The organism is Sorangium sp. So ce426 (genome assembly GCF_051475585.1).
Classification (GTDB): domain Bacteria; phylum Myxococcota_A; class Polyangia; order Polyangiales; family Polyangiaceae; genus Sorangium; species Sorangium cellulosum_B.
In genome coordinates this window covers 1,487,085-1,502,427 of sequence record NZ_CP150341.1, presented here as the reverse complement: position 1 = coordinate 1,502,427, position 15,343 = coordinate 1,487,085, and the positions used below count along the sequence as shown (strand labels likewise).

Here is a 15,343-nt window from a genome sequence, read left to right as displayed (position 1 = left end):
GATACGGGCTCAGCCGCCAGGCAGGCGAGCGAGGCGTACAACGGTGCGCCGCAGCGAGCCGAACGACGCGGCTGAGCCCGTAGCGCACGGACCTGCGCCCCGCTGTAGCCCGGTCGTAATACCGGAGTCATCGCATGACCTCGTCGGGTATCGCGGTCGACGTGAACGCACACACGCTGTTACCGTCTCGCTGGCTCATCCATCAGAGAGCGGCGTGGTGCGCGTCGGCTGCCAAGGCCGTCAGGAGGTGCGTCGTGACGCTGGCATCGAGTCGAGCTTTGTTGTTGTTGATGGCAGGGTGCGCCCCGGCGTGCAGCGCGCCCGGACCCCACGCGGCGGGGAATGGTCCTGCCGAGCGCCCCGCGGAGCGCGCGCTCCGGCCGGGCGGCGCCGCGCCGGTCGAGCTCGGGCGGATCGTGAGCAGGGCGCGGGCGAGCTTTCGATCCACGCGACAAGGGCTCTCCGCCGAAGGCGCCGCCCATCGGATCGACGTCGAGGGCGGCGCGGCGCGGATCCGCGCGAAGCCCTCGGCGAGGGCGGCGCGCAGGGGGCGAGCGAGGCAGCTCCAGGCGCTCGCCGAGGCGCGCACCGCCGCCGAGCTGACGGCGCGCCGCCGCGCGCTCCGCGGGCTTCTCGTCGAGGGCGCGCCCGGCGAGCTCCAGCCGGGCGGCGCGCTCACGCTCACGACGCGATCGATCGCCCGCGCCGGCCACGAGTGCGTGAACGGCGAGGGCCGCGTGCGCATCGCCGCGGACGGCGGCGCGGAGCGCGCGTTCGAGACCTGCAGCGAGCTGTGGAAGAACCACGAGATGAACGCCGAGCAGGCGTTCCGGTTCCGCGAGCGGCCCGGGGGGCGCGGCGATCTCGTCGTGCGCGTGAGCGCCCGGCTCGGCGCCGCGGACGCCGCGCCCTCGGTCGCGAGCGACGCCCGCGGCCTCGTCCTCGGCGCCGCGCCGGGGCAGCGGTTCGTGTACGGCCACGGCACGTGGATCGACGCGTCGGGCCGCCGCGTGCCGGTGCCCGCCCGCTGGGCGGACGGCCACATCGAGCTGCGCGTGCCCGCCTCGGTCGTCGAGGAGAGCGGCTATCCGGCGCTGCTCGATCCGGAGGTGGGCCCGGAGATCGGGACGGAGCCGCCCGTGCCCGTCCAGCAAGACGCCGGGTTCGATCCGGAGGTCGCGACCGACGGGACGAGCTACGTCGTCGTCTTCGAGGATCTGTCGCGCATCCGCGCGGTCCGCGTCGGCGCGCGCGGGGACGTGCTCGATCTCGACTGGCTGGATCTGGGCGAGGCGTCCGCCGGACAGTACCTGCCCAGCGTGGCGTACGGCGGAGGCCGCTACCTCGTCGCCTGGAGCCAGTACGGCGGCGACGGCCGGATCACCATCCGCGGCCGCGTGATGGGACCCGACGGCACGCTCGAAGGGCCGGCGAGCTTCGCGATCTCGACGTCGGACGAGGGCGTGTATCCCTCGGTCGAGTGGAACGGGGAGCGCTTCGTGACCGCCTGGCTCAGCCTCGCCGACGATGGGGCCGACGACGTCCGCGCGACGCTCGTCGACCCGAGCGGCAGCGCCGTCCCCGGCGCCGAGCGCGCCCTCTCCACGAGCGGCCGCGCGTCGCGGCCGGCGGTCGGCGCCGGGGCGGACGTCTCCATCGTGGCCTGGGACGAGGACGTCTCCGGCGGCGGCGCGCGGGCCATCCGTGCGGCGCGGGTGGCCAGCGATGGGACGGTGCTCGACGCCTTTGGCGTCCAGATCTCGGAGGACCCGGGCAACGCGCGGCTGGTCACGCTCGCGTCCGGCGGGGCGAGCTTCCTGGCCACGTGGGTACGGGACGATCCCACGAGCACGATCCGGGGCGCGGTGCTGCGCGCGGACGGCACGATCGCGGCAAGGGACTTTCCGATCTCGCGGCCGAGCCCGGGCGCCGGGGCCCCCGCCGCGGCGTTCGACGGCAGCAGCTATCTCGTGGCCTGGGCCGACGAGCGGGACGGTCGCGCGATGTACGGGGCCCGCGTCTCGGCCGAGGGTGTCGTGCAGGGGACCGACGACGTGAGGCTCGCGGGCGGGTCACCTCGCTCCGTCCTGGATTCGGATCGGAGCGCGCTCGCGTGGAACGGCTCGCGCTTCCTGCTCGCGTTCCACGGCCAGGGCATCGAGGGCAGCCTGATCGGCCCGGATCTCGCGCTGGCCGCGGGACGGCTCGGGCTCAGCCCCCTGCCGAACAGGCAGGGCGCCCCGCGCGTGGCCTGGACCGGCGAGAGCTACCTCGTCGCCTGGACCGACGAGCCGGACCCGGAAGGGGAGCGGACGACCGCGCGCGCGGTGCGCGTGAGCGCGGCCGGCGAGGTCGTCGATCCGGTCGGGATCGAGCTAGCGAGCAGCGCCTTCGCGATCGATCTGGCCTCGAACGGCGGCGGCGCGTCGGTGCTCACCTGGAGCGCGCCCGGCGCCGGCGGGGATCACCTGCGGCGGGTGTCGGGCGACGGCGCGCTCGGGGAGAGCGTCGCCGTCTCGTCGCTCCACCTGTCGGCGACGCCGTCGGTCGCGGGCAACGGCGACGGATACCTGGTGACCTTCGTGGAGAGGACCGTGGAGGAGCCCTTCGTGTACACCGCGTCGGGTCGCCTGCTCGGCGCTTCGGGGAGCGCTGGCCCGGTGTTCTCCATCGTGCCCTCGGTCGGGGCGGAGTCGCACGCGACGCCGCTCCACGCCGGGCGAGACTACCTGGTGGCCTACGTGAAGGCGGGCCTGCATCTCGTCCCCGTGAGCCGCACGGGAGACGTCGGGGAGGGTTTCCTGCTGTCGAGCGCATCGGCCGCCATCGCGGGGGCGACGGACGGCACGGACACGCTCGTTGTCTGGACGGAGTCCGGAGGTAGCTGGCCAGAGGGCGGTGGTGGGGCGGTGCACGGTCGAATCTACGGCACGGGCGGCTGGCGGGGCGAAGCATTCCTGATCTCGCCGACGAGCGCTGGTCATGCGGCGGCCGTGGCCTGGGACGGCGCGAGCTACCAGGTGGTGTGGGAAGAGGCGGAGACGCACCGGCTCTGGATCCGCGCCGTGGCCCCCGATGGAACGCCGGGTGTGGAGGCGCTGCTCGTGGATGACGCGTGCAATGCGCCGACGCTGGCCCGGGGCGACGATGGCCGCTTCCTCCTGAGCTATGACAAGCTCGGCCCTGCCGCGCGCACGCGGCGCGTCGTCTCGCGGCTGCTCAACTGGGAGCCCTCGCCCGGGCCCGGCGCAGGCGGCGGCGCGGGTGGAACCGGCGGCGCAGGGCTCGGTACGGGCGGAGGCGGCAGTGTGGAGCCCGGCGCGGGCGGGAGCGGCGGTGCAGTGCCGGGGTTGGGCGGAAACGGCGAGGCGGAGCCGGCCGCGGGCGGCCGTGCAGGGAACGGCGGGGGCGATGGCACCTCCGGCGTTGCCGCCGGCAGCAGCAAAAATGACGGGACGGACGACACCAGCAACGACGCACAATGCAGCGCTCACGGCGCTGGCAGCAGGTCCGCGTACCTCGGGCTCACCGTCGCCCTGTTCGGCATCACCCTCGTCGCGCGACGCCGCGGCGCCAGGAGTGGCGCTATCACGTCAGGTTCGTGAGCGGCCCGGTGCAATGCTCCGGGGTGCCGAACGTTGTCCGGGTGTCGCCGAACAGGTTCAAGATCGACACGAGCAGGTTGTTGTGCGGGAGGTTCTTGTACCGGAGCCAGCGCCCGGTGCGCAGCCCTCCGCCGCCGCCGGCCAGGAGGAACGGCATGTTCGTCTTCTTGTGGCTCGGCGGATCCGAGATCTCGGAGCCGAAGAAGACGACGCTCTCGTCGAGCAGCGAGTGTCCGCCCATGTCGACCTTCTCCATCTCCTGCAGGAGATAGAGGTGTTGCTTCGAGTACCAGTTGCAGATGAGCTCGCACTCGGCCGCCCTGAAGCCGCCGTCGTGCTGGTAGTAATGGTGGTGCTCGCTCAGGTTCAGCCAGGGGAAGGTGTGCTTCGCCTCGGTGTCGCTCCACTGGAGGGTGCCGACCGCGGTGATGTCGCAGGCGAGCGCCATCACCAGCATGTCCGTCATGAGCTTGCCGACCTTGGGGATCGCTGCGTCGGTCGACGTGTCCTTGATCGAGCCGTTGTCGGCGGAGTTGCGCCCCGTGCGCGGGTTGTAATCGGACGTGTCGACCTTCGCCGGCGCCTGGCAGGCGCCCGCAGCGGTCGGCGCCTTGCTGAGGCTCTCCTCGATCTCGCGGATCTTCGTCAGGTGCTGATCGATCTTCTGCCTGTCAGCGGCGCCGAGCCGCGAGGACAGGGCAGAGTAGCGCCGGTCGAGGAAGTCGAGGATCGACTGCTTCCGCGCGAGGCGACGGGCGGCGTCATTGTCGGCGCCGGGGTTCAACGTGCCAAAGAGATCGGTGAAGATCTCCACCGGATCGATGCGCGGCGGGATCGGGCTGTAGGGCGCGTCGTTCTCGAAATTCGCGATGTTCATCGGAGACAGCAGACCGTGCGATTTTCCCGTCGCCCAGCGCACCGCGATCTCGAGGCTCGCCTTCGCCTTTTGCCCGCCGGAGATCCGGGAGGCGATCACCTGATCGATCGACGGCCCGCTCCCGTAGGCGCGGCCCGCGGCGCCGTCCTGCGGCGTGCCCGTGAGCCAGGCGATGATCCCCGCCTGGTGCTGCTCGCCGAGCCCGCTCTTCATGTCGAGGCCGTCGACGACGAGCAGCCGGCTCTGCACTGGCGCGAGTGGCGAGAGGATGGGGCTCAGCGTGAAGCTCGTCTCGGAGCCCGTCGGCCGCCAGCGGTCCATCACGGTCCCGCCGGGCGTGTAGACGGCGAGGAAGCGCTTCGCGGGGGCGGCTTGCGCGCGCGCCGTGGGCTCGGCGCCCATGATCTCCAGCCACGGGAGCGCGATGGCGATGCCGCCAGCACCTCGCAGCAAGGCACGCCGGTTCAAGCGAAATGTCGACATCGCCGTCACTCCTCCCGGGGAGCCATGGTGTGGAAGGCGTCCGTCTGCGTGAGCTCGATGAGGAGCTGCTTCACGTTGTATCCGGACGTCTTGAAGGCGGCCGTGACGGCCTCTCGTGTGCACTTGTCCTCGGCGCGCAGCGTGAGGCCGTAGGCGTATTCGATCCAGTGCGTCGCGAAGCAGCTCTGCACGTCCTCCGCCTCGGCGAGCTTGCGCACCAGCTCGATCGGCCCGCTCACGGTCCCCTCCGTGCCCGGCACCGAGCCGCTCGCGTCGATCGCGACGTCGTTCTCGGTCGTGCGGAACAGCCCGACAGCGTCGTAGTTCTCGAACGAGAAGCCGACCGGATCCATGAACTGGTGGCACGTCGCGCAGACCTTGTCCTCGCTGTGCTGACTGAAGCGCTCCCGCGCCGTCTTGCCGGTGTACGGGTCCGGCGGCTTCACCTTCTCCAGGATGTCGCCCGTGGGGAGCGGGATCACGTGGCACATCAGCTTCTGGACCACGAAGGAGCCGCGGACAACGGGGTTCGTCATGTTCGAGTGCGTCGTCCCGGCCATCACCCCCGCCTGGGTGAGGAGCCCGAGGCGCTGGGTCGTATCGAGCTCCACGCGCCGGAACGCGTCACCCGTCACGCCGGGGACGCCGTAGAACGCCGCGAGCGGGCCGTTCATGTACGTGTACGGGGCAGTCAGGATGGACGGCCAGGAGCCGCCTTCCTCGAAGATCTCGTGCTCGAGGAACCGCTGCGTCTCCTCACGCATCAGCGCGCCGAGCGAGCGAGAGAAGGTCGGAAAGGCCTCCGCGTCCCGCTCGAGATCCGCGAGGCTGCTGATGGGGAGCAGGCTGTCGAAGAAGAACCGCACGACGGGCCGGGCCTGAGGGTCGTCGAGCATGCGCTCGGCGTGCGAGCGCACGCCTTCCTTCGTCGCGAGCTCCCCCGCCCGCGCGGCCGAGCGCAGCTGCTCGTCGGGCATCGTGCCCCAGAACAGGTACGAGAGCCGCGTCGCCATCTCGTCGCCCGTCGGCCGGCGGAGCGCCGGGCGCGCGGGATCGGGCGCGCCCCACTCGACGCGGTAGAGGAAATCGGGCGACTGGAGCACCGCCTCGATCACCGTCGCGATGCCGGCGGCGAACGTCGCGTCCTCTCGCCCGACGCTGTACAGCGCGAGGAGCTCGTCCGCCTCGCCGACCTGGAGCGGCCGGCGATAGGCGCGCGCCGCGAGGTCCTCGACGATCGTGCGCGCGCACGCTTCCTCGCTCGCCGCCGTCACGTCGCCCGCGCACGGGGCGAGCCTCCCGAGCGCCTCCGGCGTCGCTGTCGCGCGCCGGGCGATGCCCTCCGCGATGGTGCCCAGCTGCTCGGCGAGCAGGCTCGAGACAGACAGCGTGTCCGCGTCGTTGCCGAAGCCGTTCCCGATATCCTCGCTCGGCAGCGAGAAGGCGGGCTCCGTCGTGTCCCCCAGGAGATCGCGAACCGTGTTGTTGTACTCGAAGCGCGTCAACCGCCGGAGCGGCGCTCGCCCGGGGTACACCGTGTCGTCCCGGCAAACACCGATGGGATCGTCGGTACCAGGTTTGCCGGAGCCCGAGCTGGAGCCGGAATCCGCGCCCGGCTCGCCCACGGATCCCGTACAGCCGCCGGCGAGGGCCAGCGCGATCGGCGCGGCCCACCGAGCGCCTCCGCGACGGCGCGCAGGCTGGTGACGCGAGGGTCTGGACATCGTTGTCGCTCCTCACCAGCGCTGGGAGCGCTGAAGTCTCGCGATTAGACAACGAGCGCTCTTCAATCGCCAGGAAATTGAGAGCGGATCCCTCCCCTTCGACCGCACAGGAGCCGTCGGGACCGTCCCGGCGGCCCCGTGATTCCAGTGACGGCGACATGATTTGATTCTTCAGGACGTGTTGCCGCCCGGCGCGCACACGTTCCGTTCGTTCCGCTCGTTCCGTTGAGCAGCAAAAATCACACGAACAAGGCGCTTCTCGCTGGCTGCAATTTTCCCGCGATGGGCGTTCGCGCCGGACCGGATGGGTACATTCGCGAAGCCCCGCCCCGGTCACGAAGAGGAATTGGGCTCCTGAACCGCGATGCGCGTCGCCGCGTTTACCGGGCGAGCGCGATGGCGAAGGGCGCGAGCCCTCGCCTTCGCAGCACGGAGGGGACGAGCAAGGCGACCGCCTCGGGGCCGCGAGCGGTCTCGATGTCTCCGAGATCTTCGATCCAGTCGGCCGGCCAGCCCAGATCGCCGAGCAACCGCCCGACGATCGCCTTCGCGCCCTCGTCGTTGCCGGAGAGGAACGCGGTCGGGGCGGCGCGCAGGCTCGTTGGATCGGCCATGACGGTGAACAGCATGGTGTTCAGCGTCTTGACAACGGCCGTCTCGGGCAGCGCGGCCTGCAGGCGCTCGGCGACGCTGCCGTTCGGGTAAAGCAGGCTGCCGGGGAGGCCGTCGCGGCCGCGCAGCGTCGCGTTGGAGACGTCGACGAGGATCTTTCCCTTCAGCGCGTCGCGCAGGGCGCCGAGCCGCTCCACGCTCGTGTCCCCGGGGGTGGCGTTGATGACGATCGCGGAAAGGCGCGCTGTCTCCGCGTGATCCCTGAGCTCGACGCGCGCTCCCGACCATTTCAGCGCCGCTTGCGCCGGGTCCCTGGTGCCGATCGTGACGGCGTGCCCGGCGCCCGCGAGCTTGTTGGCGAGGACCGTGGCGACGCGGCCCGACCCGAGGATTCCAATGTTTCCCATGCGTTGATCCATGTTCAGCCTCCTCCTCTCATCGGATGGTCGACAGGACGCCGATCGCGCCGGCGTGGAGCCCGGGCGCTGCGGCCAGGAAGTCCTCGCTGGCGAGGCTCCAGCGCTCCCCGCGTGTGTCCGTGACCGTGCCCCCGGCCTCCGCGACGAGCAGCGCCCCCGCGACGAGCCCGGAGCGGATCTGGCTGTACTGCCAGAAGACGTCCATCCGGCCGGCCGCGACCTGAACGAGCTGGAGGGTGGCCGGGACCGAGACGCGCAGGACGAGCGCGCTTCCGAGCATCGCGGTGACGGACATGCCAATCCGCCGGTACGTCTCGTCGTCCTCGTCCGGCTTCGCCTGGCCGGTCCCGACGAAGGCAGCGCCGAGCGCCGTCTTCGGCGACGCGCGGATCCTCCTGGTCCCGAGGTACGCGCCCGCGCCCTTCCGGGCGGTGTACGTGTCGCCGGTCAAGGGCAGGTGCACCGCTGTAAGGACCGGCTCGTTGTCGCGGACGAGGGTCGCCGTGACGCACCAGTCCGCCATCCCGTGCACGTGGTTGATGTTCCCCTCGACCGTGTCGGTGACCCACCACTCCCCCGGCGGGAGGGGCCCGCACTCGAGCTCGTCCTCGACCCACCGGGCCTCCGGGCGAGCGCGCGACAAGGGCTCGCGGAGCGCCTCGAGGGAGACAGCATCGTTTTCGCCGAGCGCGGCGAAGATGTCCTCTCGGCTCCTCGGGCGCGGCTCTGTCGAGAAGCGACCGACGAGCCGCTCGCCCGCCGCGGAGAGCGCCGCGACGACCGCGGGCAGCAGGGGCTCGTCCTCCGCGCGGCCCGCGCTCCGGTCTCGCCACATCGCATCGTTGTTCATCTGCTCGGAATGAATCGACATGAATCCTCCTCGGACGAGCGGCCCGCGCGTGCGCGTGCGCGTGCGCGTGCGCGTGCGCGTGCGCGTGCGCGTGCGCGTGCGCGTGCGCGTGTTCGTGTTCGTGCGCGTGTTCGTGCGCGTGCGCGTGCGCGTGCTCGTGAACCGTTGGCCCACCGCGCGGATGAATAAACCCTGGACGACTCATACCGTCCAATGCATAGTTGATATGAGGAAGAATTACCGCCATGCATGTGGACCTGAACCTGTTGCCGGCCCTGGACGCGTTGCTCGAGGAGCGGAGCGTCAGCGCCGCGGCGGCCCGCTTGCACCTGTCCCAGCCCGCGATGAGCCGAACGCTGGCGCGCATCCGGGACGCCACGGGCGACCCGATCCTCGTGCGCGCCGGCCGGACGATGGCGCTCACGCCCCGCGCGCTGGCCCTGCGGCAGGAGGTCCAGGCCATCGTCCAGCGAGCGCGCGCGGTGTTCGCGCCCGAGCGGGAGCTCGACCTGGCGAGGCTCGATCGGACCTTCACCGTCCGCTGCCACGACGCCCTGACGACGGCGCTCGGCACGCGGCTCTTGCGAGCGGTGCAGGAGCAGGCGCCTCTCGTGAAGGTCCGGCTCCTGGCCGAGCCCGCGGGAGATACGGACGACCTGCGCCACGGGCGCGTGGATCTCGAGATCGGCTCGACGGAGCCCGCGCTCCCCGAGATCCGTGGGGAGCAGGTCGGCGAAGATCGCGTCGTCGTCGCCCTCCGCCGGGCCCACCCGCTCGCGCGCGGCCGGCTCACCGCCAGGCGCTACGCCGAGGCGCTCCACGTCATCGTCTCGCGCCGTGGCCGCCTGCGCGATCCGATCGACGAGGCGCTCGAGGCGCTGGGGCTGCGGCGGCGCGTCGTCGCGGCGGCTCCCACGTGCGCGGCGGCCATCCATTTCGCCCGCGAGAGCGACCTCCTCGTCGCGCTGCCGGCGCGCGTCTGCGGTCCCATCGTGCGGGCGCTGGGCCTCAGCAGCCGTCCGCTGCCGCTCGACGCGCCGGAGATCAGGATCATCCAGCTGTGGCACCAGCGCTGCGAGGGCGACAAGGCGCACGCATGGCTGCGCGGACACACGCGCGAGATCATCCGAGCGATCTGCCGTGGAGAGGCGTGACCCGGCGGCAGCGTGCCAGTCGGCTCGGCCGGCGCTGACGGACATGGCGTCGACCCGCCTGGCGAGCGCGCTCCGCCGCCGGAGGTCCGGCCGGCGCGGCCCTCAACCGCTCTCAACCCCTCTTCCGGCGGCGCGGGGCCTTCCCGGCCGCCGCGGGCGCCTCGGCGCCGTGACCGCAGCGCCCGAGCGCCTCCCAGAGCGCCTGCGCGACGACGCCGTGCGGGCGATCGCGGCGGCGGATCACGAACAGCTCCATGGTGTCGGCCTCGAACTCGGGGACCTGCAGCGCCACGAGCTCGCCCGCCGCCAGCGCGCCCGCGGCCACGTGCTCGGGCAGCCCGCCCCAGCCCATGCCCGCGAGGAGGACCTCCTTCTTCGCCGCGACGTCGGTGACCGTCCAGCGCAGGCCGCCCTCCAGCACGTTCAGGGACGGCGAGGCGCTCGCCCTCGCGCTGTCGCGCAGGATGATCTGCGCGTGCGCCCGCAGCAGCGCGGGCGGGATCGGCGCGCCGCAGGTCGCGAGGGGGTGATCGAAGCGCGCCACCGGGATCACCCGCACATCGCAGAAGCGCGCCGCCTCCACGGCTGAGCCGTCGATCCCGAGCTTCGTGGCGACGGCGAGATCGGCGCGGTCCTCGCGGAGCGCGTCGGCGGTGCCCGCGAGCCGCTCGGTGCCGAGCTCGATGCGCACCAGGGGATGACGCGCCTGCAGCCCCCGGAAGATGTCCATGATGGGGCCGAGCGGCGTCACCGCGTCGACGGCGAGCCGCACGATCGGCTCCGCCTTCCCCGAGAGGCGCATGCCGAAGCTGCGCAGCGCCTCGGTGCCCTCGATGACGGCCGCGGCGCGCTCGTGGAACAGGCGGCCGGCGTCGGTGAGCGTGGCGCGGTACTCCCGGCGATCGAACAGCTCGATCCCCAGCTCGCGCTCGAGGTTGCGCACCAGCTTGCTCACGGCCGGCTGGGACTTGTGCAGCCGCGCGGACGCGGCGCTGAACGTGCCCTCGCCCGCGACGGCGAGGAAGGCGACGAGCTGATCGTAGGTCATGGCGGGGCCCGCGGGATCAGAACCTGTAGTTATGGTGTCGATAGAAACATACCACTTTCTTGGTTCGAGGGGCGGTCCTAGGTTGTCTGCGCGAAAGGAACGACACTCCATGTCCACCAGGATCGATCGTGTCATCATCACAGGCGCCAGCAGCGGTATCGGCCTCGACCTCGCCAGGAGCTTCCTTGCCGAGGGATCGAGCGTCGTCATGAACGGCCGCGACCCGGAGAAGCTCGAGCAGGCGCGGCGGAGCCTCGACGGCGGGGCGCGCGTCGTCGCCGTGCCGGGCCACGTGGGGGATCGGGCCACGGCGCGGGCCGTCGCCGCGGCCGCGCGCGAGCGCTTCGGCGGCGTCGACGTGCTGATCAACAACGCCGGGATCTTCGGCGTGAAGCCGTTCCTCGAGAGCACCGAGGAGGACCTGGAGCGGTTCTTCACCACCAACGTGAAGGGGACGTTCCTGATGACGCAGGCGGCGGTTCCGCTGATGATCGAGGGCGGCGGGGGCTCGATCATCAATATCGGCACGGTGCTCGTCCAGCAGGCCATGGCGCGGATGCCGGCCTCGGCCGCCATGGCCAGCAAGGGCGGCGTCCACGCGCTCACCGTCTCGCTGGCCGCCGAGCTCGCCGCCCACAACATCCGCGTGAACACGCTGGCGCCCGGCATCATCCGCACGCCGCTCATCGGCGAAGGCGCCGATTCGCTGGCCTCGATCCACCCGCTGCAGCGCGTCGGCGAGGTGCGGGACACGACGGAAGCGGCGCTGTTCCTGGCCAGGGCCGGCTTCGTGACGGGCACGACGCTCGACGTGGATGGAGGTTATTCCCATGGGCGCTGAGGGCCGGCAGCACGTGCTCCTGGTGGGGCTCCAGCTGGCGGACGAGACGTCCTACGCCCGCTACCGCGCCGGGATGATGCCGATCCTGTTGTCCCATGGCGGCGCGTTCGGCCACGATTTCGTCGTGGCGCGCGTGCTGAAGGGGGATGAGCGGATCAACCGCGTCTTCACCCTGCTGTTCCCCGACCGCGCGGCGCAGGAGCGGTTCTTCGCCGACCCGCAGTACCGCGCCGTGCGCGCCGAGCTCTTCGAGCCCGCCGTCGCGGCGACCTTCATCCTCGGCGAGTTCGAGGCGACGGCGGTGTGAGCCGCGTGCCGCGCGGCGAGGGAGCAGAGCGTCGCGCCGCCGGCGCGGCGCTCGGGATGATACCGATCGCGCGACCGACACAGCGGCGCGAGCGCCGGCGCGGCGTGACACGCCCGCTGGATTGCGGATGGCATCAAGGGGTATAGACGATGTCGCCGTCATCGAAGAAGCCGCCGGGGATCGCGACGCCGACCGCGCCGTAGTAGTTCACGTCGACGGCGTCGACGCCCGCGCCTGGGCTGCCCAGGTCGGAGAAGGTGAAGCGGTTCGCCGCGGCGAACGAGCCGCCCGAGGTCCAGCACGTGCCATGGCCATCGAAGCTCCAGCTTCCGCCGCTCACGGTATGAGGACGGAAGCGCAGGTAGCGGCAGGTGACGGGGGCTTCGCCGGGATTGTGGATGATGATCGTGAAATGCCCCCTGAGCGAGCCATCGACCTGCTGGCTCACCGAGCCCATGAAGCTGGCATGGCCGCGCACGCCCCATCCGGAGAGCGTCGGCAGCAGCGGCCCGGCCGCGGCAGGGGACGAGAACGCGGCGACGGCCAGGCCGGCGGCCATCGTGAGGGACAGGACGAGGGAGCGGGTCTTGTGGGTCGTGTTCGTGGGCAGCATCGTATCTCCTTGGTCGTTGCAGCGAGCGTCGCGCGGCTTCTTTCGTGCCGGTACCAGGCGGACACTCGCATGAGCCGTACCAGGGCCGACGAGGGGAGCGGGGCGGGCGGGAAAGGCTGCTTCAGCCGAGATCCTGGCCGCGGCGCGGCGCGAGGGACGCGGGGCTGGAGGGGCGCGCCTCCATGTCTGGTGGTGGCTCGCGGCACCACCGGGGGCGCGCGAGCCGCCGTGCCTCGTTGAGAGGACGTCACAAGCAGGCTTCGCTTGGACAAGCAGGCTTCGTTATGTTCTCGCTGCACGACACGTGCGGTGCTCCTCGCGACCTCAATGACGAAGGATCCCAGGAGACCGTGCGCCTCGTCGCCACCGCCCCCTCAAGCTCATGGGGCGCGAGGGGCTCCAGGCCGACTACGTGGCGTGGCGCGCGCTCAGGGCCTCGCGCTGCGCCGCGGTGAGCCGGTCGAGCCTGGCGTTGATGGTGAAGCTGCCAGGCTCGACGCGCTGGAGGGCGACCGGATCGGTCACGTCCGGGTGTTGTTCGGCGTCGCGCAGGGCGCTCGCGACGCGGTCCGTGGACCAGCCCAGCGCGGTGGCCAGTTGCTGGACGGTGAGCGGCGCGCTCGCGTGCACGAGCGCGGCCAGCACCGTCAGCGCGTCACCGACGGCGGCTCCCGTAGGGCCGCCGGCCATGTCGTCGCTGAGGCGCGCGAAGAATCGGCCCATCTGGCCCAACCGGGCGCCGGCGGGGGTGGCGGCCCCGAAGATCTCGACTCCCTCACGGGCGGCATCCGCCCACATCGCGTTCGCGCGAGCGCTCGACATCCACGACCGGACCCAGACATCGTCGTCGAAGACGTAGCGCTCGCCCCGCCGCGCGCCGCGCTCGCGCCGGACCAGCTCGATCCCTTCCAGATAACCGATGGCCTTGGACACCGACGCGGGGCTGACCCGCAATCGCGCGACCAGCTCGACGGCGGTCAGGGCGCCCGCGTCGGTGGTGAACAGGGAGGCGAGCACCCGGGCCGCCATCCGTGGAAGCCCTGTCTGGACCATCAGCGTCGAGAAGCGCTCGATATAGCCGCGCACCGCCTCGGGGTCCCGCCCGTCGGCGCCGGCGGCGCCCCGCTGCTCCGGGGGCGGGGCCGGCCTGCGCCGGCGGGCGCGCCGCCCGGTGGCCTCATGGGCGTGCTCCGCCCGGTAGCCGGCGGGCCCGCCGTTGCGGGCCACCTCCCGGCTGATGGTCGACGTCGGCCTGCCCAGCCGCCTGGCGATCTCGGCGTACCCGAGCCCCTCGGCCAGCCCTGACGCGATGTCCCGGCGGTCCTGGTCGCTCAACCTGCCTCCCGGCATCCTCGCCCGCCCTCCTGTGGGTCGCTGGTCCAGCCCAGTGTGCGTTCACCCTCAGCACATTGCAACGCCGATTGCCCGATCGTTGCATTCATCGACAAGACCATTGCAATATTCACCATAAATTCGCCGCACAGCGCACCAAATCCATGGATCGTCCATTGACGATCCATGAGACGCAACGTAGCGTTCGCGACTGTTCAAAGGGCCACGGCGAGGGGCCGGCGTGCTCCGCCCGCTTCCCGAGGCGGCGCAGCCGGGCTCCGGCCTGTGGGTGACGTTCATGGACCTTGCCATCAACACCCAAGCTCCCACGGACGTGACCAGTCGGTCGCTGGCGCCGGACATCGCCCGTGGCTTCATGCTGCTGCTGGTCGCCGTGTCCCACGCGCCGGCGTTCGTCAGCCGCTGGGATCTCGGGCCGGAAGCGCTCAACACGATCGCCGTGTTCATCCGATCCCTCGTCGCCGAGAACCAGGCGCGCGTCATGTTCGTGTTCCTCTTCGGCTACGCGCTGGGACAGCTGACCGAGCGGCAGCGCGCGCGGGGCAGCGACTGGGCCTCGATCCGCAAGCTGCTGCGGCGCCGGAGTCTCTGGCTGATCGTCGTCGGCTTCGCGCACTCGACCCTGCTCGTGCCGTTCGACATCATTGCGGTCTACGGCCTGACGCTGCTCCTGCTCGCGCCGCTGGTCCGGACCCGGGACTCGGTCCTGTGGTGGACCAGCGCCCTCATGCTCGTCCCCGCGACACTGCTGCTCTCGTGGCAGAGCGTGACAGCGCAGACCGCCGCAGCCATGGGCGCGCCCATGACCATGGCGCACCTCATGGCCCCCGATTACGGTGCTCACGTCCTCGCCGGCCTCCCGCTCTGGCCGCTGAAGACGGCTGTCTCCCCCATCGTGGTGGTGCCGGACATGCTGCTGGGCATCTGGGCCGCCAGGCGCCGGATGCTCGACGAACCGGAGCGCCATGCGAGGTTCCTGCTGCGTGTCACCGCGATCTTGATGGCCGTGTCCGTCATCGGCAGGTCTCCCATGGCCCTGCAGCTGGCGGGTGTGTGGACGACATCGAACCGCTGGACGGTCGCCGGCGCGCACGCCCTGACCGGATACGCCGGCGGTCTCGGCATGGCCGCCGCCTCAGGGCTCGTCGCGATCAGGCTCGGACGCGACCATGGACGCCTCACCGCGGCCCTCGCCGCGCTGGGCCAGCGGTCGATGACGTTCTACCTGTTCCAGTCGGTGGTGTGGGTGGCGCTGTTCTACCCGTTCACGCTCGACCTGAGGGACGACATGGGCTTCGCCGCGAGCTGCGTGGTCGCCGTCGCCCTGTGGATCGCCTCGATCCTGCTGGCCGACTGGATGCGCCGCACAGGCTACCGCGGCCCGGCGGAGGCGCTGCTGCGAAGGCTGTCCCATGGCCGCACCGGGCCTGTCAGCGCGTGATCGAGCCCACGACGGC

The 15,343-nt window shown here is 71.7% G+C and carries 13 protein-coding genes; 5 read left to right on the top strand and 8 right to left on the bottom strand.

Translation table 11 applies throughout. The annotated features are described in order from the left end of the window. Nucleotides 1–290 precede the first annotated feature (290 nt). Complete coding sequence (locus WMF44_RS05545) at nucleotides 291–3,605, top strand: hypothetical protein (protein ID WP_437298074.1); 3,315 nt, start codon at nucleotides 291–293, stop codon at nucleotides 3,603–3,605. On the opposite strand, the gene WMF44_RS05540 is transcribed toward WMF44_RS05545, so the two are convergent. The 4 genes from WMF44_RS05540 to WMF44_RS05525 all read right to left on the bottom strand — a co-directional run bounded on the left by WMF44_RS05540 (nucleotide 3,589) and on the right by WMF44_RS05525 (nucleotide 8,591). Further along, nucleotides 3,589–4,965 (bottom strand): DUF1552 domain-containing protein, encoded by a 1,377-nt coding sequence (locus WMF44_RS05540; RefSeq protein ID WP_437298073.1) that lies wholly within the window; start codon nucleotides 4,963–4,965, stop codon nucleotides 3,589–3,591. The genes WMF44_RS05545 and WMF44_RS05540 overlap by 17 nt on opposite strands. A gap of 5 nt (nucleotides 4,966–4,970) precedes the next feature. Continuing rightward, nucleotides 4,971–6,689, bottom strand: a complete 1,719-nt coding sequence (locus tag WMF44_RS05535) for a DUF1592 domain-containing protein (RefSeq protein ID WP_437298072.1) — start codon at nucleotides 6,687–6,689, stop codon at nucleotides 4,971–4,973. 380 nt (nucleotides 6,690–7,069) lie between these two features. Beyond that, nucleotides 7,070–7,708: an NADPH-dependent F420 reductase gene (locus WMF44_RS05530; RefSeq protein WP_437298071.1), complete on the bottom strand. Its 639-nt coding sequence runs from the start codon at nucleotides 7,706–7,708 to the stop codon at nucleotides 7,070–7,072. 28 nt (nucleotides 7,709–7,736) lie between these two features. Continuing rightward, on the bottom strand, nucleotides 7,737–8,591 hold the full coding sequence (locus WMF44_RS05525; protein ID WP_437298070.1) for an inositol monophosphatase family protein: 855 nt from the start codon (nucleotides 8,589–8,591) through the stop codon (nucleotides 7,737–7,739). 224 nt (nucleotides 8,592–8,815) lie between these two features. Here WMF44_RS05525 and WMF44_RS05520 point away from each other — a divergent pair, with 224 nt between their 5' ends. Beyond that, entirely contained in the window at nucleotides 8,816–9,724 is a 909-nt protein-coding gene (locus WMF44_RS05520; RefSeq protein ID WP_437298069.1) for a LysR family transcriptional regulator, read from the top strand. Between the two features lie 112 nt (nucleotides 9,725–9,836). Here WMF44_RS05520 and WMF44_RS05515 read toward each other — a convergent pair whose 3' ends face one another. Further along, nucleotides 9,837–10,772 (bottom strand): LysR family transcriptional regulator, encoded by a 936-nt coding sequence (locus tag WMF44_RS05515; RefSeq protein WP_437298068.1) that lies wholly within the window; start codon nucleotides 10,770–10,772, stop codon nucleotides 9,837–9,839. Between the two features lie 109 nt (nucleotides 10,773–10,881). Here WMF44_RS05515 and WMF44_RS05510 point away from each other — a divergent pair, with 109 nt between their 5' ends. Both WMF44_RS05510 and WMF44_RS05505 read left to right on the top strand, forming a co-directional pair. Then, on the top strand, nucleotides 10,882–11,613 hold the full coding sequence (locus tag WMF44_RS05510) for an SDR family NAD(P)-dependent oxidoreductase (RefSeq protein WP_437298067.1): 732 nt from the start codon (nucleotides 10,882–10,884) through the stop codon (nucleotides 11,611–11,613). Then, a complete protein-coding gene (locus WMF44_RS05505) occupies nucleotides 11,603–11,920 on the top strand; it encodes a DUF1330 domain-containing protein (protein WP_437298066.1) in 318 nt (105 codons plus the stop codon). The genes WMF44_RS05510 and WMF44_RS05505 overlap by 11 nt, the downstream gene beginning before the upstream one ends. Before the next feature lie 133 nt (nucleotides 11,921–12,053). Here WMF44_RS05505 and WMF44_RS05500 read toward each other — a convergent pair whose 3' ends face one another. From WMF44_RS05500 to WMF44_RS05490, 3 genes are all read right to left on the bottom strand, one after another. Then, nucleotides 12,054–12,533, bottom strand: coding sequence for a hypothetical protein (locus WMF44_RS05500; protein WP_437298065.1), 480 nt, complete (start codon nucleotides 12,531–12,533; stop codon nucleotides 12,054–12,056). Between the two features lie 408 nt (nucleotides 12,534–12,941). After that, nucleotides 12,942–13,883, bottom strand: coding sequence for a helix-turn-helix domain-containing protein (locus WMF44_RS05495; RefSeq protein ID WP_437298064.1), 942 nt, complete (start codon nucleotides 13,881–13,883; stop codon nucleotides 12,942–12,944). Continuing rightward, on the bottom strand, nucleotides 13,865–14,053 hold the full coding sequence (locus WMF44_RS05490; protein WP_437298063.1) for a hypothetical protein: 189 nt from the start codon (nucleotides 14,051–14,053) through the stop codon (nucleotides 13,865–13,867). Before WMF44_RS05490 ends, WMF44_RS05495 begins: the two co-directional genes overlap by 19 nt. Before the next feature lie 110 nt (nucleotides 14,054–14,163). Here WMF44_RS05490 and WMF44_RS05485 point away from each other — a divergent pair, with 110 nt between their 5' ends. Further along, on the top strand, nucleotides 14,164–15,327 hold the full coding sequence (locus WMF44_RS05485; RefSeq protein WP_437298062.1) for a DUF418 domain-containing protein: 1,164 nt from the start codon (nucleotides 14,164–14,166) through the stop codon (nucleotides 15,325–15,327). Nucleotides 15,328–15,343 lie beyond the last annotated feature (16 nt).